Here is a 19731-nt window from a genome sequence, read left to right as displayed (position 1 = left end):
TCTTTCATATCGTACAAAAGAAGCGGAATTTCTGCAATGATTTAGCCCTGTTTCATGCCTTGGAACTCTTTGTAGCGGCGATGGACTGTCGCTTTGCTGGCCTGGTAGCCGAAGCCTTGAAGAGTCACGGCGATTTCATGGAACGTCAACCCGTTCTCCTTCAGGCTGACAATCTGGTCGATCGGCAAATCCAGGCGCTCCCGCCCTTCCGGATTGCCTTTCCCTTTCAGGTTACGCTCAGGTTTGTAGCCGTTCTCCACTGCACGTTTCATGCCGCGCTTGATTTTGGCGTTATGTATTTTGCGTTGGTATTCTTCGACGATCGCCAAGATTTCCAACACCATATCGTCCATGTCATTGAGCGCAATCGGCCCTCCATCAGACAGTGTAAAAACTTCGACGCCGTACTTTTTCATGACATGCAGCAAGGCAATGCGGGCATGCCCGCGGCCAAGGCGGGTTTCATCCTGGATAAAAACCGCCGCAATTTTGTCCCGCTTGATGCTGTTGAGCATTTCCAACAGGCCTTCACGGTCCATTTCATAGCCGCTGTGCTGGTCTGAGAAGACCTGGTCGACCATATAGCCTTGTTCAAATGCGAATTTCAGCAGTTCTTCCTCCTGGCGTTCGAGCGAACTTTCCTGGGTGTCTTTCGTGGTGCTGACGCGGCAATAAACCAATGCAGTCTTCTTCATTCTGCATCACCTGCCAGCTTTATGGTTTCATCTGGGGCGAATTTCAGTTGTTCGCTGGGAATCTTGATCGACTGTCCTGCGACGATTTTCGGAGTGTGTAGATTATTCTCTTCCATGATAGCTTCTATCCACTCCTGATGCGGTGTATTGCCGCTGAATGATTCTGCCAGCGTCCACAGCGTGTCGCCTTCTTCAATCTGGACAAGGCTCATCTGTGGTTCCTGGTTCTTATGGGTGAAGACCGAGTAGAACGAAAATGAAAGGATAAGGGCAAATAATAGAGTTAGATAAGAATTTCTGCGGATGAATGTCATATAAAACGCCTCCTAAGAATGTGTGTTCGGAATATATGTTCTTACTTTAATGCGAACAAGTGTTTTTGTCAACAAATAAATTCGAACCTATGTTTGCATTTCATAGCCCAAGTTGGTATACTATGGGTAGAAAAACATACTGAACAACTAAAAAGAGGTGAAACTGTTGAAAAAAGTATCGAAGCGCCAAGAAGATATTTTAACTTTTATAAAAGACGAAGTCCGGGCTAAAGGCTATCCGCCATCCGTCCGCGAAATCGGGGAAGCAGTTGGCTTGGCATCAAGTTCGACTGTCCATGGCCATCTTGCCCGTCTCGAAAGCAAAGGCCTGATCCGACGGGATCCGACCAAACCGAGAGCTATCGAAATCATCTCTACAGATGAAGCGTTGATCGAAAAAAGCCCGGTTCTGCATGTACCTTTGATCGGTAAAGTAACAGCCGGTGTTCCGATTACAGCGATCGAAAATGTTGAAGAGTATTTCCCGCTTCCCCAGTCCTACGGTACAGAAGACGACCATATTTTCATGCTCGAAATCATGGGTGAAAGTATGATCGAAGCCGGGATTTTCAACGGTGACTACGTTGTGGTGAAACAACAGCAGACTGCGAACAATGGAGATATCGTCGTGGCCATGACGGCAGAAGATGAAGCGACAGTAAAACGCTTTTTCCGCGAAAACAATTATTTCCGCCTGCAGCCTGAAAACTCATCAATGGACCCGATCATCGTTGACCAGGTCACCATCCTGGGCAAAGTGGTAGGCGTTTACCGCCAATTGCATTAATAGCTCGAACAAATAGGAAAACGCTGAGAACAAGCTTCTCAGCGTTTTTTGTTTTCTCTATTCTTTCACCCCTGAAAAAATCAGCATCAGCGGAATGCGCTGCCGCCGGTTAAACTCTTGTTCACTGCTAAAATTGGCACGGACCGGCATGCCTTCCCGCAATGCCGCTACGTTGAATCCGGCTCCCATCAATGCAGTGAAGTAGCTTTCAGTGGTCCGGTGGTGCTTGATGACGGTTTTGTTGATCCAAGGCTCCCGGCGCTCCCCTTCGATGAAATAATCATCGACCCGCCAATCGCCGCGCCTGTCTCCCAGTTCTTTGCTTCCGAACGAGGATGTCGTCAATGGATGCTGGACGGTGAAAACGAATTTCCCGCCCGGCTTCAATGCTTTGTGAATTTCCTGGAATAATGCATTGATATCGGCTATGTAATGGATGACAAAGCGTGAAGCCACTATGTCATAAGCAGCTTCCGGATAAGGGAAGGATGCGATGTCCCTGTGAAAAATCTGGCTGTTGGTTCCTGCCAGGATTGCTTCCGCCTTCTGCTTCATTTGAACTGAAGCTTCAATGCCGGTATAGGATCTTGCACCTCCTCCGAGCAGCTCCCTTCCAAAATAGCCGTCTCCGCAGCCGAGGTCAAGGATTTCCGCACCCGCGAAGTCCCCGAGCAACTCCAAAAAGATCGGCCTTTCGATGGCGTTGTTCGGGCTTTCGTTCCGGTTCCGCCTTGACAGGTATGCCGCTAAAAAATCTTCTTCCTCATAAACGCTCGAACCCCTGTATTCCATTTTTATACCGCCCCTTTTTTATCGATTTCTCTCATTCCTCAAAAAAAAGCATCCACAAGTTGCGGATGCAGCCTATCGCAGTTGATAGACGGTGATGTATTTGATTTGGCTGATGGTGATTCGGTAAATCGTATCATTTTGATCATCTGTAATTTCATAGGTGCCGTGTGTCGGAATATTGGCCAGTGCCGCTTCTTTGCTTTCCGCTTGGGCAGTCAGTATAACCGTATTGCCTTGGTCGAAGAAAAATTCAATCTGAAATGTTTTCATTCGCGGGCCTCCTCAAATTCAGCGTATTAGCTTCCTCCTTCATCATACCCGAAATTTATTCATTTTTGTAAAGTTCTTTATAGGCAATCACTTTTAAAGCCAGCATTTCCTCCTCGGACAGTTCGCCTTCAAGCTTGGCGATGGCTTCCTGCTGGGAGATGGTGCCGTTCTGAACGCCTTGCTGAAGGGACTGCAATTCGCCGATGCCCACTTTCTGGATCAGCACGCGCGTCGCTTCGCCTTTTGTCTGGAACGGCAGCTGGCTTTCATCGGCAGATTTCGCTTCTTCGATATAGCCTTTCAGTTCCGGGTCGTTCTCGACGTACGTTTTGATGCTGTCCATCTGGCCCGTCGCTTCCAGTTCAGCTGTCGCATCCTCCACAACTTTTTCCGATGCAATATTGGTGCCGGCGTAATAGATGGCAATAGCTCCGGCAGCGATAATGACCAATAGGACGATGATGTATTTCAAAAACTTCATGAATGGTGCCTCCTCTGCTTTGTCTAGAATACAGGACGTTTCCAGCCGTTAAAAGTTACTTCCGCCATAAGCATGGGCAAAACCCCGGATACGGACTCATATGAGCCGAATCCGGGGTTCCGGTTTTCTGAAGAGCTTATTAAGTTTTGTCTTCCAATTTTTTCTGTTCCGTTATCCACCAGTCGATATGCTTCAAATCAAAAAAGATCGTATCAGCATAGGACCGGCTATGCGGAATAGTCCGCTTTGCAATGCAGTCATTAATATGTTCTTCAGTCATCGGGTAGTCCACTGATTGAAAATACTTCAGCAGATCTCTTACCCCTTGAACCTTTTTCATTTTAATCACCCCCACAAAATCTTCTTTTCAACAAATGCAAAAAGAAAATTCAGTACCGGTTATTAAAACTCAATGGTTCTCTAAATTATACCCGGCTCTTCTCTTTGTAAAACCTGTTTTCGCCGAAAAAAAGCCTGGCCGCATGGGCCAGGACCATTTCTCTTCTTAATACATTTTCAGGTATTGCTCGCGCTCCCATGGGTGCACGGCAATGCGGAACATATCCCACTCGATTTCTTTCGCTTCGACAAAGTTGTTCAAGATATGTGATCCAAGAGCACCTTTCATCACTTCATCTCCCTGAAGCTCTTGAAGGGCTGCATACAGTGTCGGCGGAAGGTCTTCGATGCCGACAGCTTCGCGCTCTTTTCTGTTCATCGCATAGATGTTGCGGTCAACTGCTTTTGGCGGCGTCATCTTGTTCTTGATGCCGTCAAGGCCGGCTGCCAATAGGACGGCCATTGCCAAATACGGGTTGGCTGCTGGGTCGACCGAGCGCACTTCGACACGCGTCGACAAGCCGCGGGATGCCGGAACCCGGATCAACGGGCTGCGGTTCTGTCCTGACCAAGCTACATAGCAAGGCGCTTCATAGCCAGGGACCAGGCGTTTGTAAGAGTTGACAGTCGGATTTGTAATTGCAGTAAAGCCTTGGGCATGTGCCAGGATCCCGGCAAGGAATTGATAAGCTGTTTCGCTCAGTTTCATTTCGCCGTCTTCATCAAGGAAAGCATTTTCATTGCCTTTGAACAAGGATACGTTCATGTGCATCCCGGATCCGCTGACACCGAACAATGGCTTTGGCATGAATGTCGCATGCAATCCGTGCTTGCGCGCAATCGTCTTGACGACCAATTTGAACGTCTGGATATCATCGCACGCCTTTAGCGCAGCTGCATACTTGAAGTCGATTTCGTGTTGGCCGGGAGCCACTTCGTGGTGGGAAGCTTCGATTTCAAAGCCCATCTCCTCCAGTTCAAGCACGATGTCGCGGCGGCAGTTTTCGCCAAGATCCATCGGTGCAAGGTCGAAGTAGCCGCCATTGTCATTCAATTCAAGTGACGGTTCGCCGCGCTCGTCCAGTTTGAACAGGAAGAATTCCGGCTCCGGCCCAAGGTTGAAATGGGTGAATCCAAGTTCTTCCATCTCTTTCAAAACGCGTTTCAAGTTATTGCGCGGATCTCCTTCAAACGGAGTGCCATCCGCACGGTATATGTCGCAGATCAAACGTGCCACTTTCCCTTTGCCTGTGATCCATGGGAAGACGACCCATGTATCAAGGTCAGGGAATAAGTACATATCCGATTCTTCGATGCGGACAAATCCATCAATTGAAGATCCGTCGAACATCATTTTGTTGTCGAGTGCTTTGTCCAATTGGGAAGTCGGTATTTCAACGTTTTTGATAATGCCGAGAATATCCGTAAATTGCAGGCGGATAAAGTTCACTTCTTCTTCTTTTACCAGTCGTTTAATATCTTCTTTTGAATACTTGCCCATGTTCGCTTCACTCTCCTATGTTTGTTTATGTAACCCGTCTCAATGGAAGAAACGGGATAAATCCCCTTGCCTGTGGACGCCTTGGCCGAATGATTTTGTGTTCAGGATTTCTTCCCGCAATATCCGGCGCAATTCCGCGTCGCTGATTGTGGCTGGAACTGCAGCTTCATTTTTTGGCTGTGAACGCATCGCATAGATTTTCTTGATGCCCGCCATGTTTAGCCCTTGGTCCAAAAAATCTTTGATTTCCAAAAGGACATCGACGTCGTTCAAAGAGAACATCCGCTTGTTTCCTTCCGTCCGGGCAGGGCTGATCAACTCGTGCTCTTCATAATAACGGATTTGGCGCGCTGTCAGTTCCGTCAGCTGCATTACAATGCTGATCGGCAACAGCGGCATTGTCCGGCGAACGCGGTTTGTCATGTTTTTCACCCTTTTCACTGATTACTACTCTCTTAGTATATTTCATGTCAGGAATCTTGTCAAATACATGTTAGAAAAAATGACATGAAAAAATTCCGCACTTTAGATGCGGAATTTATTTATAGTAGATTATGCTTCCGAAGCGCCTCGAGCGAGTTCATCACAGCAAGCTTGACGTGTTCATATGTCAGCCCGCCTTGGACAAAAGCGGTATAGGGCGGCCGGATCGGCCCGTCCGCCGTCAATTCGATGCTTGACCCTTGGACAAATGTGCCGGCTGCCATGATGACATCGTCTTCATACCCTGGCATATAAGCAGGTTCCGGTTTGAACTGCGCATTTACCGGAGAACTCGCTTGGATCGACTGGCAGAAAGCGATCATTTGTTCAGGTGTCCGGAAAGAAACGGATTGAATCAGATCGGTCCGCGGATCGCTCCAATGCGGTGTGGTTTCCATGCCGGCTGAACCAAGCAGAGCGGAAGTGAAAATGGCTCCTTTCAATGCTTGGGAAACGATATGGGGTGCCATGAAAAATCCCTGGTACATATCGGGAAGGGCGTTCAGGGAAGCGCCGGCCTCTCCCCCAATACCCGGTGACGTCATCCGGTAAGCGCATTTTTCCACTAAATCTTTGCGGCCCGCAATATATCCGCCGATTTTGGCCATGCCGCCGCCTGGATTCTTGATCAGCGAGCCGGCAATCAAATCCGCTCCCGCTTCGATCGGTTCCTGTTCTTCAACAAATTCGCCGTAGCAATTATCGACAAATACGATGGCCTCCGGCTTGATCGTACGAATTTTCTCGATCATCGATTGGATTTCCGAAACTGTGAAAGAAGGCCGGGTGTCATATCCGCGCGAGCGTTGGATCGCGATCACTTTCGTCCGTTCGCCGATTGCATTTTCCGCAAGTTCCCAATCGATCCCTTGGTCCTCTGTCAACGGGATGTGGCGGTAGCTGATGCCGAAATCCTTTAAGGAGCCTGTGTCTTTTTCGCCGCCTGACACGATGGATTCCAAGGTATCATAAGGTTTTCCGCTCAAGTAAAGAAGTTCATCACCCGGGCGGAGCACTCCGAACAGCGAAATGGTGATGGCATGCGTCCCCGAAATGATCTGGGGGCGGACCAAAGCCGCTTCCGCTTTGAAAACATCGGCATAGACCCGCTCCAATGTATCACGGCCTTCGTCGTCATAGCCATACCCGGTCGACGGATTAAAGTGATGGTCGCTGACTTTCTGGGCATGGAAAGCGTGGAGCACTTTTTTCTGGTTGTTGAATGCAATTTCATCCGCTTTTTGCAGTTCTGTTTGAATCAAAGCTTCTATTTCTTTCATTAAAGTATGCATGGTATTCTCCATTCTGCTAGTTTCACTTTCCTATTATGCAGCTAAACTTGAAATTGCGTCAAACTCTGCTACAATTCATAGAGTTGAAGATTTTGGGAGGCAGTACGATATGGCTTGGGAAGTATTGAGCGCCATCGGGACAATTGCGTTTGCGGTGTCCGGCGCTATTATCGCAATGGAAGAAGAATACGACATTTTCGGGGTCTATCTGCTGGGGATCGTCACAGCATTTGGCGGAGGCGCAATCCGGAACCTGCTGATTGGCGTGCCGATTTCCGCGCTTTGGGAACAGGAAGTACTTTTTCAGCTGGCATTGTTTTCAATGACGCTGGTGTTTTTGTTTCCAAACCGGCTGCTGGTCCATTGGAACCGGTGGGGCAATTTCTTTGATGCCATCGGCTTGTCCGCTTTTGCGGTCCAGGGAGCGCTGTATGCTGTTGATCTGGGCCTTCCTGTCTACGCAGTCGTCGTTGCCGCCGTCCTGACCGGCTCAGGCGGAGGAATTGTCCGGGATTTGCTGGCAGGCCGCAAACCGCTCGTGCTGAAAGCGGAAATTTATGCTGTCTGGGCAGCTATGGCAGGAATCCTCATCAGTTTCGGCCTGGCAAGGAGCGATTTCTGGCTGTATGCCTTGTTCATCGCCATAACAGCGCTGCGCATTCTTTCGTTCACTTATAAATGGAGGCTTCCGACACGGAAGATTCTCACCCGTTAAAAAACCGTACCAGCGGCTATCCGCTGGTACGGTTTCTTTTTATGCGATGGTTTCCCCGTCCCAGTTCAGCATGCCGCCTTCCACGTTGACGGCTTCAATCCCGTGGGACTCCAGAAATTCACATGCCCGTTCACTCCGTCTGCCTGAACGGCATATCACATGCACGGGCCGGCTCCCGTCTATTTCTTCGATGCGTTCCGGCAAAGTTCCCAGTGCAATATGCTTTGCATCCGGCACCATGCCAGCCGCCACTTCGTCGTCTTCCCGGACGTCAATCACCTGAAGCGGCTGGCCCGCTTCCAATTTTTCCTGCAATTCGGTTGTCGTAATAGTTTTCATCTTGATCGCCTCCTCAAGTCATCTGCTTTTAATCATAAGGAAATTCACCTGCGCCTGCAAATGAAAAGGCCAGCCTGTAACCGGCCGGCCTCTTCTGTCACTCCTGATGTTCAATGGCTACTGCCTTTGCCGGTGAAAACGTGGAGATGGCATGCTTGTAGATCAACTGCTGCTTTCCGTCCGACTCAACAAGAACCGTAAAATTATCGTATGATTTAATAGTTCCTTTCAATTGGAACCCGTTGAGCAAAAACACGGTTACAAAAATATTATTTTTTCGCAGTTGGTTCAAATAAACATCCTGAATATTTACTGGCTTCATGGAAATCCCCCTCATAACCCCTAGTCTGTAATTTTCCGTTCAAAGTATTCAATTCGACGGTCGCGGTCGTTCTCCTGCATGACTTCCTGAATTTGCCGAATGTTTTTTTCCAAATCCTGAAGTGCATCAATCCAGAAAATCGGCAGTTTGTTCTTAAAATACGTAAATTGCCGTTTCGCGTATTTGCGCGAGTTCTGTTTCAACTGCGTGACCGCTTCTTCCAAAGGCAGTTTGCCGTCAAGATAGGCATAGATTTCCTTGTAGCCGATCGCTTGGATGGACTGCACATCCCGGATGCCTCGGGAACGGAGTGCATTGACCTCTTCTAGCAGGCCCCGTGCGAGCATGTCATCCACGCGGGCATTGATGCGCTCATAAAGCACATCCCGGCTGATATCAAGGCCGATGATCAATTCATTATACATTGGGGAAAGCGCCATCGTCCGCTCCCCTTTCGGCTGGCCGCTCCGCGCGATTTCGATAGCCCGGAGGACTCGCCGGGTATTGTTCGGATGGATCTGGGATTCCGGGTCCAATTCGAGCAGCTTCCGGTGCATGTGGGCAGGCCCGAACCGTTCGAGTTCGGCATGCAATTCCCCGCGCAGCTTCTCATCAAACGGCTCTTCAGCGAACCGGTAATCGAAAAGGACCGCCTGGACATACAGCCCGGACCCGCCGACAATAATCGGGAGCTTCCCGCGTGAACGGATCTCTGAAATCTTTCCGCGCACCAATTGCTGATACTCTGCTACCGAAAACGACTCTTCGGGATTCTTGATGTCGAGCAAGTGATGCGGAACCCCCTGCATTTCATCCGGTTCGATTTTCGCCGTTCCGATCGACATGCTGCGGTAAACCTGCATCGAGTCGCCGTTGATGATTTCGCCGTCCAGCCGTTTGGCCAGTTCGATGCTGAGGGCAGTCTTGCCCGATGCCGTCGGGCCGACGATTGCGATGACATCAATCATTGCTCAGCATCCATTCCGCAATGGTCTCGAAATGGGCGTCCTTGCCGATTTCATGCAGCAGTTCATGCCGCCCGCCTTCAGCCAAATAAACCTTGACATCCAGCCCGGCCGCCCGGTATTGTTCGGCCGCCCCGAAAATACCCTTGCCGTTCCCGCCAACCGGATCTTCCGAGCCGCTGATCAACAACAAGGGAAGGCCACTCCGGATTTTTGAAACCTCTGCCGGTTTATGGATCAGATCGATGCCGCTGAAAAGGTCCACGTAAAACTGATTGGTCGAAGGCGTGCCGCTCATCGGATCTGCCTCGTACTTCGCCACTTCCGATGCATCGCGGCTCAGCCATGCAAAAGCCGATTCCTCGCCTTTGAATTGCTTCATGAAACTTCCGAATGTCAGCTTTCCGAGCACTGGGCTAATCTCGGTCTTGCCCTTCAGGCGCGCAGCCGACACCGCCAAAGCGAGGCCGGCTTTCCCCGCAATCCCGGGATTGCCGCCGCTCCCGGACAGCACGGCGCGGCTGACTTCTTCGCTGTACAATTGGATATAACGCCTTGCCACGAACGAACCCATACTGTGGCCGAAAAGGATGAGGGGCAAATCGCCAGCGTCCGGCCGGAGCTCTTCAACAGTCTCCCTGACATCTGCCACGATCCGGCTGAATCCTTCTTCCTCCGCAAAATAGCCTTGGACGCCGTTCCGTTCCGCGGTTTTTCCATGGCCGCGCTGGTCATGTCCGGAGACGGAAAAACCTTTGCCTGCCAGAAAATGCGCAAATTCTTCATATCGGCCGATATGCTCCGCCATCCCGTGGATAAGATGGACGTGTCCGATCGGCGCTTCGGGTTCATAGAGTTCAAAATAGACATCATGCCCATCCGACATGTTCAAAAAACTTTTGGTGACTTTCATTGAAGCACACCCTTTCCAAAACGGGTCGCCTGTTTGATATGCCCGATCAATTCATTTTTATAATGCCCTTTTTGTGCTTCGGTATAGCCGAGCTCGTCCGACATGAAATCGAGGACAGCGACCATGTATTTCAGCACATCATCGATATGGAAATACAAATCCCCAGTGCGCCGGACAAAGAAATCCGACGGCGTCAAAGTCATTTCCTCCTCGATGGCAAAGCGGACAATTGCAGCAAGCTCTTTTGGCAGCCCGTAAGGGTTCTCTTCCTGCATCGCTTGATAGATGCCGAACACTTTGCCTGCATTCGTTCCGAAAAACTGGGCGATCATTCTCCCGTCTTCTGCCGACAAGCCGAATTGCTCCGCCGACAGGGCCGTTTGATGGACGAATCTCGCAAAATTTTTCGATCCTCCGAAATCCCCGCCAGACAATGGCAGCTGCTTCGTGGAACCTTCCCGGTACTCCTTGCCGGTTTCTTTGCGCAGGCGCTTCGCTACTTTATCGACGATTGTTTCCGCCATTTTGCGGTAGCCGGTCAATTTGCCCCCTGCAATGGAAATCAACCCATTCGACGATTCCCAGATTTCATCTCTGCGCGAAATCTCCGAAGGGTCTTTGCCTTCTTCGAAAATGAGCGGGCGGACGCCCGCCCATGTCGACTCGATATCCGAAGGCGCCAAACGGACCGACGGGAACATATGGGCAACCGCTTGGATCAAATAATCGACATCCGCTTTCGTGACTTCCGGCTCCACCGGATCTGCTTCATAAAAAGTATCGGTGGTGCCGACGTATACTTTGGTGTCGCGCGGAATGGCAAAGATCATCCGCTTGTCGGGCGTATCGAAATACACGGCTTGGCGCAGCGGAAATGCTTTTTGGCTGACGACAATATGGGAGCCTTTTGTCAGGCGAAGCTGCTTGCCTGCTTCTTTTGCGTCCCTCCCCCGCACTTCATCGACCCACGGGCCGGCTGCATTGACGACAATTTTTGCATCGATCTGGAATGTGCCGCCTCTGACCGCGTCAAATGCATGCACACCGGCCACTTTTTTATTGCGGTAATGGAAGCCCGTTGCTTTTGTGTAATTCAGGCAGACGGCCCCCAACTCCGCTGCTTTTTTCAACGCCTCAAGGGTCAGCCGGGCATCGTCTGTCCGGTATTCCACATAGAAGCCGCCTCCAAGCAGCCCTTCTTTCAGCAAAAGCGGTTCTTTTTGCAAGGCTTCTTCCGGTTTGAGCATCGTCCGGCGCTCCTCTTTTTTGACTCCGGCCAAAAAATCATAAGCGCGCAGGCCGAGCGATGTGGAAAACGGCCCGAACGTGCCTCCTTTATGGAAAGGCAATAGCATGCCCTGCGGCTCTGTGACGTGGGCGGCGTTCTCGTAAACGATTTCCCGCTCGCGGCCGACTTCCGCCACCAGCTTCACTTCGAATTGCTTCAAATACCGCAGGCCACCGTGCACCAGTTTGGTCGACCGGCTGGACGTGCCTGCTGCAAAATCCTGCATTTCGATTAGCGCCACACTCATGCCGCGTGAAGCGGCATCAAGCGCAATGCCTGCGCCTGTAATGCCGCCTCCGATCACCAGGACATCAAATTCGTAATTGGACAGTGTTTCAATTTGCTGCGTTCGCTGTTTCGCTGAAAACATTCCGGTTCCCCCTCTTCCAAAATCCGGTTCCACGACATTCAAGGTTGAGAAACCGCTCTTCTCACATTACCCGTTTAAACATTTTTTCAACATCATAGGTTTTGAAATGGATGATGACCGGACGCCCGTGCGGACAAGTAAACGGCTGTTCCGCCGCTTTCAGATCTGCGAGCAGCCGCTCCATTTCATGCTTCTGCAAGTAATGGTTCGCTTTGATGGACCGTTTGCAGCTCATCATGATGGCTGCTTCTTCTCTGATTTTCTTGACATCGACTTTCCGCTCATCGAGTACTTGTTCGATCAGTTCCTCAATGATTTCCTGTTCAAACCCTTTCGGAAACCATGTCGGGTGTTCGCGCACGATGAAGGAGGTGTCTCCGAATTCCTCCAGGAACACGCCGCTTTCACTGAGCACTTCCAACGCATCCTTCAAGCGGAGCGCTTCATCACGGCTGTAATGGAACGTCAGCGGAAGCAGCAGCGCCTGGCGCTCGCCTGCGTCGATGTCGCCCACTTTTTCACGGAAAAACTCATATTTGATGCGCTCCTGCGCCGCATGCTGGTCAACGAGGTAGAACCCGTCCGAGCTTTGGGCGACAATATATGTGCCATGGATTTGTCCGACCACTTCCAGCTCGGGAAATTGCGGGCCGGCATCTTCGAATTGATCCATTTCCTGCCCGCTCTCTTCTCTAGACAGCGCTTCTTCCGGCTGAACACTGTCAGCCGGAAGCTCTATATCTGCCGAGGACTGCCGCAATCCACTTGACGGCTGGCGAGTATCTTCCGGAAAATCGGTCGGGATGCCGGGCAGTGCCGTCTCCGGCTGCTGCTGCAACTGCGGCTTGGGTGCACTTGCTGTTTCGCCAGCCGGCGGCTCCTGCACGGTATAGGACGATTTCCACAAATCGAGCTGCCGTGTCGGTGCGCTTTTCTGCGCTTTGGGCTGTTCAATAACCGGCGCCCTTACAACCGAACTGATCGTCTTTCGGATTGTCGAATGGATAAGCTCCATCAATTCCTTTTCTTTGCTCAGTCGGATCTGCTGTTTTGCCGGATGGACATTGACGTCGGTCAAATAAGGGTCGCCTTCGATATTCAAAATCACGATCGGCTGGCGTTCCAAAGGCAAAAAGGTATGGTATGCCTTATGGACTGTATTGGCGATTGCATAATGCTTCACCCAGCGGCCGTTGACGAACAGCGAAATGTAGTTTTTATTGGCACGGGTGATTTCCGGGAGCGAAGCGAAGCCGGACACTTTATAATCGTTCGATTCGCTTTCGAACGGAATCATTTTCTTGGCGATTGAGACGCCGTAGATGTCGGAAATGACCCGCTTGATCTCTCCGCTGCCTGACGTCTGCAAGACCGCCTTTCCGTCGTGGACCAATCGGAAAGCGATGCCCGGATAGCTGAGCGCGAGCCGGTTCATCAAATCGATGGTATGGCCGAGCTCCGTCTGCAGCGTCTTCAAGTATTTGAGCCGCGCAGGCGTATTGAAGAATAATTGGTCGATTTTAATGTCTGTCCCTTTGCGGAGCGAACCTGCACGGTGCTCAATCAGCCGGCCGCCTTCCATCTGGACGAACGTGCCGGTTTTCCCATCTGAGGTATGGAGCGTCACTTTCGAGACCGATGCAATACTCGCCAGCGCTTCTCCCCGGAATCCGAGCGTCCGGATGCGGAACAGATCGTGTTCATTGGCGATTTTGCTGGTGGCATGGCGCGAGAATGCCATGAGGGCATCATCAGTATCCATGCCGGCGCCGTTGTCGACAATCTGGATGGAGGTCAGCCCCGCTTCCAACAGCAGCACTTCAATTGCCGTACCGCCGGCATCGATGGCGTTCTCCACCAATTCCTTGACGACGGATGCCGGGCGTTCTACCACTTCCCCGGCAGCTATTTTATTGGATAGCGGTTCGTCCATCAAACGGATCAATCCCATACTGTCACCCCTTTTTGCTTAGCTTCTCTTGCAGGTCATTGAGCAGCTGCAGCGACTGCAGCGGCGTCATCGCCGCGATGTTCGCGTCATTGATGGCCTGCAGCACTTCTTCGCTTTCAGTGTCGCGGTCGTCAAAGAAGCTCAATTGTTCGACCTGGCTGACGTGCTTTTTATTTTCCGCTTCAAAACTCGCAAGCAGCTCCCTTGCGCGCACAAGGATCGGCTGCGGCAATTCGGCCAGTTCCGCAACGTGGATGCCGTAGCTTTTGTCAGCCGGACCTTTCTTGACTTTATGCAAGAAGACCACTTTCCCGGACTGTTCCATGGCGGCGACATGGACATTGCTCAGTTTGTCGAGCGACTGGTCGAGTGCCGTCAATTCATGGTAATGGGTCGAGAACAAGGTATTCGCCCCGATGTGCTCGTGGATGTATTCAATCATCGACTGCGCGAGCGCCATGCCGTCGTAAGTCGATGTGCCGCGCCCGATTTCGTCAAACAGCAGAAGGCTGCGTTCTGTTGCATGCGTAATGGCATACTGCGATTCGAGCATTTCCACCATGAACGTGCTCTGGCCGGATACCAGATCATCCGCAGCGCCGATGCGCGTGAAGATCTGGTCGACAATCGGCAGATTCGCGGATTCCGCCGGCACGTACGAGCCGATTTGCGCCAGCACAATCGTCAAAGCGACTTGGCGCATATAGGTACTTTTACCGGACATGTTCGGACCTGTGATGAGCAGCATGTTCTGGTTGTCGGTCAACACACAGTCGTTCGGCACATAATGCTGCTTGTTCAGCATTTTTTCCACGACCGGGTGGCGGCCTTCGATAATGGAAATTTCCCGGGAGTCATTGAAAGCCGGTTTTACAAAGCGATATTTCTCCGCCACATTGGCAAAACTCATATAGACGTCGAGTTCACTGAGCGTTGACGCCAGCTGCTGGATACGGCCAATGTACTGCTTCACTTCTTCGCGGATTTTTACGAACAATTCGTATTCCAATGTCAGGCTTTCTTCTTCCGCTGTCAGAATCAGCGTTTCTTTTTCTTTCAGCTCCGGCGTGATATAGCGCTCCGCATTGGCAAGCGTCTGCTTGCGCTCATAGCGTTCCAAGTCGGCCAAATGCATATTCGCTTTGGAAATTTCGATATAATAGCCGAAAATGCGGTTATAGCCGATTTTCAATGATTTGATGCCTGTCCGCTGGCGCTCTTCCTGCTCGAGCTGCGCAATCCAGTCTTTGCCGTTCCGTGAGGCATACCGGTATTCATCCAGTTGTGCATGGAAGCCGTCGCGGATGACGCCGCCTTCTTTCGAAGACAGCGGCGGATTGTCGCTGATTGCTGTGAGCAATTCACATACTTCGCCGCAACGATCGAGCTTGTCGCTGAAATTCGCGAGGGTGCCATGCCCCGAATTGGCCAATTCTGAAATGATCGCCGGCACTTTTTCAAGCGAGCTTCGGAGCTGGGCCAAATCGCGCCCGCTGGCGCTGCCAAAAGCGACCCGTCCGCTGAGGCGCTCCAAGTCGTACACTTCTTTTAACAGCTCTTGAAGCTCGACCCGGACAAAGTATTGGGTGATGAGGGATTCGACAAGTTGCTGCCGCTTTTCGATCAAATGGCGGTTTGCCAAAGGCTGGTGCAGCCATTGCTTCAGTTTCCGGCTGCCCATAGCTGTCACAGTCTCGTCCAACAGCCATAGGAGCGTGCCTTTTGTCTCGCCGCCGCGGATCGACTGCAGCAGTTCCAGGTTGCGCTTCGAGTGGAAATCAATCGACAGCAGTTGTCCGTTTTCATTGAACGTGAACGTCTGGATATGGTCGAGCGACTGCTTTTGCGTCCGGGAAATATAAGTCAGCAGGCGCCGGATGCTGAGTTTGAGATCATCCGGGCATTCAGCCATCAACCGTTCATCCGCCGTGTAGACAAAGTCCATCGGCTCAATCGACAGCACCAGATCCTGCGATTCTTCGTTCAGCAATAAAAACAATTGCTCGGAGACCACCAGTTCTTTAATGTTCAACGACTGCAATTCCTGTAGCAGCGCGTTTTCTGTTCCTGCTATGTATGTGGCGCTCGCTTCTCCGGTGCTGATGTCGACATACGACAAAGCAAAGCCATCGATCATCTGTTCAGCCGCCGCCAAGAACATATTCGATTTGGAATCGATGCTTTTGCCCTCGGTGTGCGTGCCCGGAGTAATCAAGCGCACGACTTCCCGCTTGACCATGCCTTTCGTAGTTTTCGGGTCTTCAACTTGTTCACAAAGCGCCACTTTATGGCCTTTGGAAATCAATTGATCGATATAGTTTTGCGCCGCGTGATGCGGAACGCCGCACATTGGAATTCGGTCGTCGCCGGTGCCGCCGCGGCTCGTTAATGTGATTTCGAGGATCTGCGATGCTTTCAGCGCATCATCAAAGAACATCTCGTAGAAATCGCCCAAACGGAAAAACAGGAATGCGTCCTGGTAGTCGGATTTCACTTGTAAATATTGTTGCATCATTGGTGTAGGAGCCATTTTTTTACCTCTTTCGCGAACTTTTCATTGTTTCTCCATTATAGCAAAAACCAAGGGAGAAAAGAAAAAACTGAAAGAGCCGGGGCTCTTTCAGTTTTGCATGGGATCACTTTTTGTTGGCCGGGCTGTTTCTTACTTGCGAGCCGGTTTCGCCGCGCAGCAAATCGCCGCCCGTCGATGTGATGATGTTGTTCGTCACTTGATTGGCAATCGCTGTCGAGACCATTTGCAGAAGCGAATTGACATCTGTCTGAGATTGCTTGAATTCCTGGACAATCGGCACAGCGTCGATTTCTTCTTCGATTTTCGCGATTTTGCTTTCGATCAATTCAAGTGCCCGCTCCTTGCCGTAATGCTGGAAGTTGACTGCTTGTTTCTGCAGGCTCTTCAAGCTGGCAATCTTCTCGCGGATTTTCTGGTTTTCGTTTATTTGAGCTTCGGCGCGCTTGAAGAATTCCACTTCTTCGGTCTGGGCGATCATGTCCGCCACTTCGCGAGCTTTTGCAACGATTTCTTCTTTTGAATATGTCATTCTTCAGACACCCACTTCTTGGTCCCTTCCGGTTTCCATCTGTCCGCCGGTCAAGGGCCATGTTTTTATTAAAGCAATTCGTACTTTATTATACTGAATAAAGGCAGCCATCTACAAGGCAGACGGTTCAATTGTCGTAGAATCGACAAGAAGAGAGAGCTATATAAGTTGGATTAATAACCTTTCACTATCGATATTTCGCAAAACAGCTACGCTTGCCGCGGGCGTCTCCGCTGTTTTGCTCTATATCTTAAATAGCACTGCAGAAATCGATAGAGTTGTCTGTTCTTAAAGAGCATATCCAGCGCCGCCGCGTCCACGGGCTAGGCGAAGCTATGAGACGAGTGGTCTTCTCGGCTCATTGCGGGAGCTATGCCCAAAGCGGCCGAAGCGGTGTATAAAATAATGATTCTTAAACTCAACTTATCTAGTTCTGGAATGGATAGTCTTCATTGATATAGATGCGTTCAAACGAAACGGCCTTGCCTGTTGCGTCATCCACATCTGTAAAAAAGCCGCTGACAACCGGACGGCCGCGCTTTGGCACTTCAAAGCGCGTCGGCATATTCGTTTTGAAGCGGTAAAGCACCGATTCCTTTGTCATCCCGAGAATTTCATCATATGGACCTGTCATGCCGACATCTGAAATATAAGCGGTGCCGTTCGGCAGGATCCGCGCGTCCGCCGTCTGGACGTGTGTATGCGTTCCGACAACGACCGAAGCGTGGCCGTCGAGATGCCAGCCCATCGCAATCTTTTCACTTGTCGCTTCCGCATGGAAATCGACAAAGACGAGCGGCGAAATTTCTTTCGCTTCTGCAATCAGCTCGTCCGCTTTTTGGAACGGGTCGTCATGCGGCGGCAAAAAGACGCGGCCATGAAGATTGATCACCGATAAAGTCTGGCCATTTTTTGTGACCGTCGCCATTCCGCGGCCCGGAGCTTCCGGCGAGAAGTTCGCCGGACGGATCAGGTAATCGACCTCATCAATAAAATCGAAGATTTCTTTCTGGTCCCATGTATGGTTGCCCATCGTCACCATGTCGACGCCCATGAACATGAGGTCCTGATAGATGGCTTTCGTGATGCCGCGGCCTGCTGCGGCATTTTCGCCGTTGGCAATCACCACATCGGGTGTGTATTTGCGCTTCAGGCGCGGCAGGTAGGATTCCAGTGCATCGCGGCCAATAGAGCCGACAATGTCACCAATAAACAAGATTTTCATAAGGTTCACCTTTTCCCATAAGAAAAAGGCTTCTTTGAATAGACATTCATCGAAGCCTCACTCCTATTATTTTGCGTATTCAACTGCTCGTGTTTCACGGATGACCGTCACTTTGATATGCCCGGGATAATCCAGCTCTTCTTCGATCCGTTTCCGGATGTCGCGAGCCAGTCTATGTGCGGTCATATCATCAATCTGTTCTGGCCGGACCATGATGCGGATTTCGCGTCCCGCTTGAATGGCGAATGATTTCTCGACGCCTTCGTACGACTCGGAAATCTCTTCAAGCTTCTCAAGTCTGCGGATATAGTTTTCCAGCGTCTCGCTGCGGGCTCCCGGACGTGCGGCAGACAATGCGTCCGCTGCAGCGACGATCACTGAAATGATCGATGTCGCTTCTGTATCGCCGTGGTGGGAAGCGATGCTGTTGATGACAACTGGATGTTCTTTGTATTTCGTGCCAAGCTCCACGCCGATTTCAACGTGGCTTCCTTCCACTTCATGGTCGATCGCTTTCCCGATATCGTGAAGAAGTCCTGCACGGCGTGCAAGGGTGACATCTTCGCCGAGTTCTGCGGCCATCAAGCCGGACAGGAAGGCAACTTCAACAGAGTGTTTCAGGACGTTCTGGCCATAGCTTGTACGGTAGCGGAGACGTCCGAGGATTTTGATCAAGTCAGGATGGAGGTTATGGACACCGACATCAAACGTCGTCTGTTCTCCGATTTCCCGTATTTGCTCATCCACTTCACGTCTTGACTTCTCAACCATCTCTTCGATGCGGGCCGGGTGGATACGGCCGTCGGACACCAATTTCTCGAGTGCCAGGCGCGCTGTTTCACGGCGGATCGGATCGAAGCCGGACAAAATGACCGCTTCCGGTGTATCATCGATGATCAAATCGATGCCCGTCAAAGTTTCAAGCGTCCGGATGTTGCGTCCTTCACGGCCGATGATGCGGCCTTTCATTTCATCATTCGGCAAGTTGACTACCGAAACCGTCGTCTCAGCGACGTGGTCTGCCGCAAACCGCTGCATGGCCAATGAAAGAATGTTTTTCGCTTTTTTATCCGATTCTTCTTTGGCGCGCGCTTCTGTCTCTTTCACCATCACTGCTATATCCGTTGAAAGTTCGTTTTCAACTTGCTGCAGGATGATCGACTTCGCTTCTTCGCGGGTCAAAGAGGAAATGCGTTCCATTTCGGATTGTTGTTGCTGGACTAACTCCTCAGCTTTGCTCTCCATCTGTCCAATATGCTGTTGTTTTTCTGCGAGCGCTTCGTCCTTGCGTTCAAGGCTAGCCTCTCTTTTGTTCAATGCATCATCCTTGCGATCCAAATTTTCTTCTCTCTGCAACAACCGATTTTCCTGTCTTTGAAGTTCCAATCGGCGTTCACGGATTTCAGATTCTGTTTCAGTACGCAATTTGTGATTTTCGTCTTTCGCTTCCAATAGAGCTTCTTTTTTCAATGCGTCTGCTTGTCTCTTCGCATCTTCAACAATTTGCTCCGCAGAGTGTTTAGCCCCTGCTATATCAGAATCGTTTTGTTTCTTTAACACTAGATATCCAACAACTACACCGACGATGATACCAAGCAAAGCGAAGATGATCTCAGAAATTCCCATT

General features: G+C 50.7%; 21 protein-coding genes. 2 read left to right on the top strand and 19 right to left on the bottom strand.

Annotated features, from left to right (window positions below; translation table 11 throughout):
* Positions 1-41: 41 nt before the first annotated feature.
* Both ACFSDB_RS06265 and yneA read right to left on the bottom strand, forming a co-directional pair.
* Positions 42-695: a YneB family resolvase-like protein gene (locus tag ACFSDB_RS06265; protein WP_204892436.1), complete on the bottom strand. Its 654-nt coding sequence runs from the start codon at positions 693-695 to the stop codon at positions 42-44.
* Entirely contained in the window at positions 692-1009 is a 318-nt protein-coding gene (yneA, locus tag ACFSDB_RS06260) for a cell division suppressor protein YneA (protein ID WP_204892437.1), read from the bottom strand. The genes ACFSDB_RS06265 and yneA overlap by 4 nt, the downstream gene beginning before the upstream one ends.
* A 166-nt stretch (positions 1010-1175) precedes the next feature.
* Here yneA and lexA point away from each other — a divergent pair, with 166 nt between their 5' ends.
* Positions 1176-1796: a transcriptional repressor LexA gene (gene lexA / locus ACFSDB_RS06255; protein WP_204892438.1), complete on the top strand. Its 621-nt coding sequence runs from the start codon at positions 1176-1178 to the stop codon at positions 1794-1796.
* A gap of 57 nt (positions 1797-1853) precedes the next feature.
* Here lexA and ACFSDB_RS06250 read toward each other — a convergent pair whose 3' ends face one another.
* The 7 genes from ACFSDB_RS06250 to ACFSDB_RS06220 all read right to left on the bottom strand — a co-directional run bounded on the left by ACFSDB_RS06250 (position 1854) and on the right by ACFSDB_RS06220 (position 6954).
* A complete protein-coding gene (locus ACFSDB_RS06250) occupies positions 1854-2588 on the bottom strand; it encodes a class I SAM-dependent methyltransferase (RefSeq protein ID WP_204892439.1) in 735 nt (244 codons plus the stop codon).
* Positions 2589-2660: 72 nt separating this feature from the next.
* Positions 2661-2858 (bottom strand): hypothetical protein, encoded by a 198-nt coding sequence (locus ACFSDB_RS06245; protein WP_204892440.1) that lies wholly within the window; start codon positions 2856-2858, stop codon positions 2661-2663.
* Between the two features lie 55 nt (positions 2859-2913).
* A complete protein-coding gene (locus ACFSDB_RS06240; protein WP_204892441.1) occupies positions 2914-3339 on the bottom strand; it encodes a hypothetical protein in 426 nt (141 codons plus the stop codon).
* 139 nt (positions 3340-3478) lie between these two features.
* Positions 3479-3679, bottom strand: a complete 201-nt coding sequence (locus ACFSDB_RS06235; RefSeq protein WP_204892442.1) for a hypothetical protein — start codon at positions 3677-3679, stop codon at positions 3479-3481.
* 165 nt (positions 3680-3844) lie between these two features.
* The gene (gene glnA / locus ACFSDB_RS06230) at positions 3845-5179 is read right to left on the bottom strand and encodes a type I glutamate--ammonia ligase (RefSeq protein WP_204892443.1); all 1335 of its coding nucleotides are present in this window, start codon (positions 5177-5179) and stop codon (positions 3845-3847) included.
* Positions 5180-5218: 39 nt separating this feature from the next.
* Complete coding sequence (locus tag ACFSDB_RS06225) at positions 5219-5602, bottom strand: MerR family transcriptional regulator (protein ID WP_204892444.1); 384 nt, start codon at positions 5600-5602, stop codon at positions 5219-5221.
* 119 nt (positions 5603-5721) lie between these two features.
* Complete coding sequence (locus ACFSDB_RS06220) at positions 5722-6954, bottom strand: methionine gamma-lyase family protein (protein ID WP_204892445.1); 1233 nt, start codon at positions 6952-6954, stop codon at positions 5722-5724.
* Positions 6955-7063: 109 nt separating this feature from the next.
* Between ACFSDB_RS06220 and ACFSDB_RS06215 the strand changes: the two genes are divergently transcribed.
* On the top strand, positions 7064-7669 hold the full coding sequence (locus tag ACFSDB_RS06215) for a trimeric intracellular cation channel family protein (RefSeq protein WP_204892446.1): 606 nt from the start codon (positions 7064-7066) through the stop codon (positions 7667-7669).
* A gap of 39 nt (positions 7670-7708) precedes the next feature.
* On the opposite strand, the gene ACFSDB_RS06210 is transcribed toward ACFSDB_RS06215, so the two are convergent.
* The 10 genes from ACFSDB_RS06210 to rny all read right to left on the bottom strand — a co-directional run bounded on the left by ACFSDB_RS06210 (position 7709) and on the right by rny (position 19730).
* Positions 7709-8008 (bottom strand): rhodanese-like domain-containing protein, encoded by a 300-nt coding sequence (locus ACFSDB_RS06210; protein ID WP_204892447.1) that lies wholly within the window; start codon positions 8006-8008, stop codon positions 7709-7711.
* Between the two features lie 97 nt (positions 8009-8105).
* On the bottom strand, positions 8106-8330 hold the full coding sequence (hfq, locus tag ACFSDB_RS06205) for an RNA chaperone Hfq (RefSeq protein ID WP_204892448.1): 225 nt from the start codon (positions 8328-8330) through the stop codon (positions 8106-8108).
* Between the two features lie 20 nt (positions 8331-8350).
* Complete coding sequence (gene miaA / locus ACFSDB_RS06200) at positions 8351-9298, bottom strand: tRNA (adenosine(37)-N6)-dimethylallyltransferase MiaA (protein ID WP_204892449.1); 948 nt, start codon at positions 9296-9298, stop codon at positions 8351-8353.
* Complete coding sequence (locus ACFSDB_RS06195) at positions 9291-10208, bottom strand: alpha/beta fold hydrolase (RefSeq protein ID WP_204892450.1); 918 nt, start codon at positions 10206-10208, stop codon at positions 9291-9293. Before ACFSDB_RS06195 ends, miaA begins: the two co-directional genes overlap by 8 nt.
* A complete protein-coding gene (locus ACFSDB_RS06190; protein ID WP_204892451.1) occupies positions 10205-11866 on the bottom strand; it encodes a glycerol-3-phosphate dehydrogenase/oxidase in 1662 nt (553 codons plus the stop codon). The genes ACFSDB_RS06195 and ACFSDB_RS06190 overlap by 4 nt, the downstream gene beginning before the upstream one ends.
* 61 nt (positions 11867-11927) lie before the next feature.
* A complete protein-coding gene (gene mutL, locus ACFSDB_RS06185; protein WP_204892452.1) occupies positions 11928-13817 on the bottom strand; it encodes a DNA mismatch repair endonuclease MutL in 1890 nt (629 codons plus the stop codon).
* Between the two features lie 4 nt (positions 13818-13821).
* Positions 13822-16347, bottom strand: coding sequence for a DNA mismatch repair protein MutS (gene mutS / locus ACFSDB_RS06180; RefSeq protein WP_204892453.1), 2526 nt, complete (start codon positions 16345-16347; stop codon positions 13822-13824).
* 106 nt (positions 16348-16453) lie between these two features.
* On the bottom strand, positions 16454-16879 hold the full coding sequence (locus ACFSDB_RS06175) for a YlbF/YmcA family competence regulator (RefSeq protein WP_204892454.1): 426 nt from the start codon (positions 16877-16879) through the stop codon (positions 16454-16456).
* Between the two features lie 427 nt (positions 16880-17306).
* Positions 17307-18104, bottom strand: a complete 798-nt coding sequence (locus tag ACFSDB_RS06170) for a TIGR00282 family metallophosphoesterase (RefSeq protein WP_204892455.1) — start codon at positions 18102-18104, stop codon at positions 17307-17309.
* 66 nt (positions 18105-18170) lie between these two features.
* Positions 18171-19730 (bottom strand): ribonuclease Y, encoded by a 1560-nt coding sequence (rny, locus tag ACFSDB_RS06165; RefSeq protein WP_204892456.1) that lies wholly within the window; start codon positions 19728-19730, stop codon positions 18171-18173.
* Between the last annotated feature and the right edge of the window lies 1 nt (position 19731).

This window comes from Planococcus chinensis, assembly GCF_042681545.1.
GTDB classification, from domain to species: Bacteria; Bacillota; Bacilli; order Bacillales_A; family Planococcaceae; genus Planococcus; species Planococcus chinensis.
The sequence above is the reverse complement of the archived record's forward strand: the minus strand, read 5'-3'. Positions and strand labels throughout refer to the sequence as shown.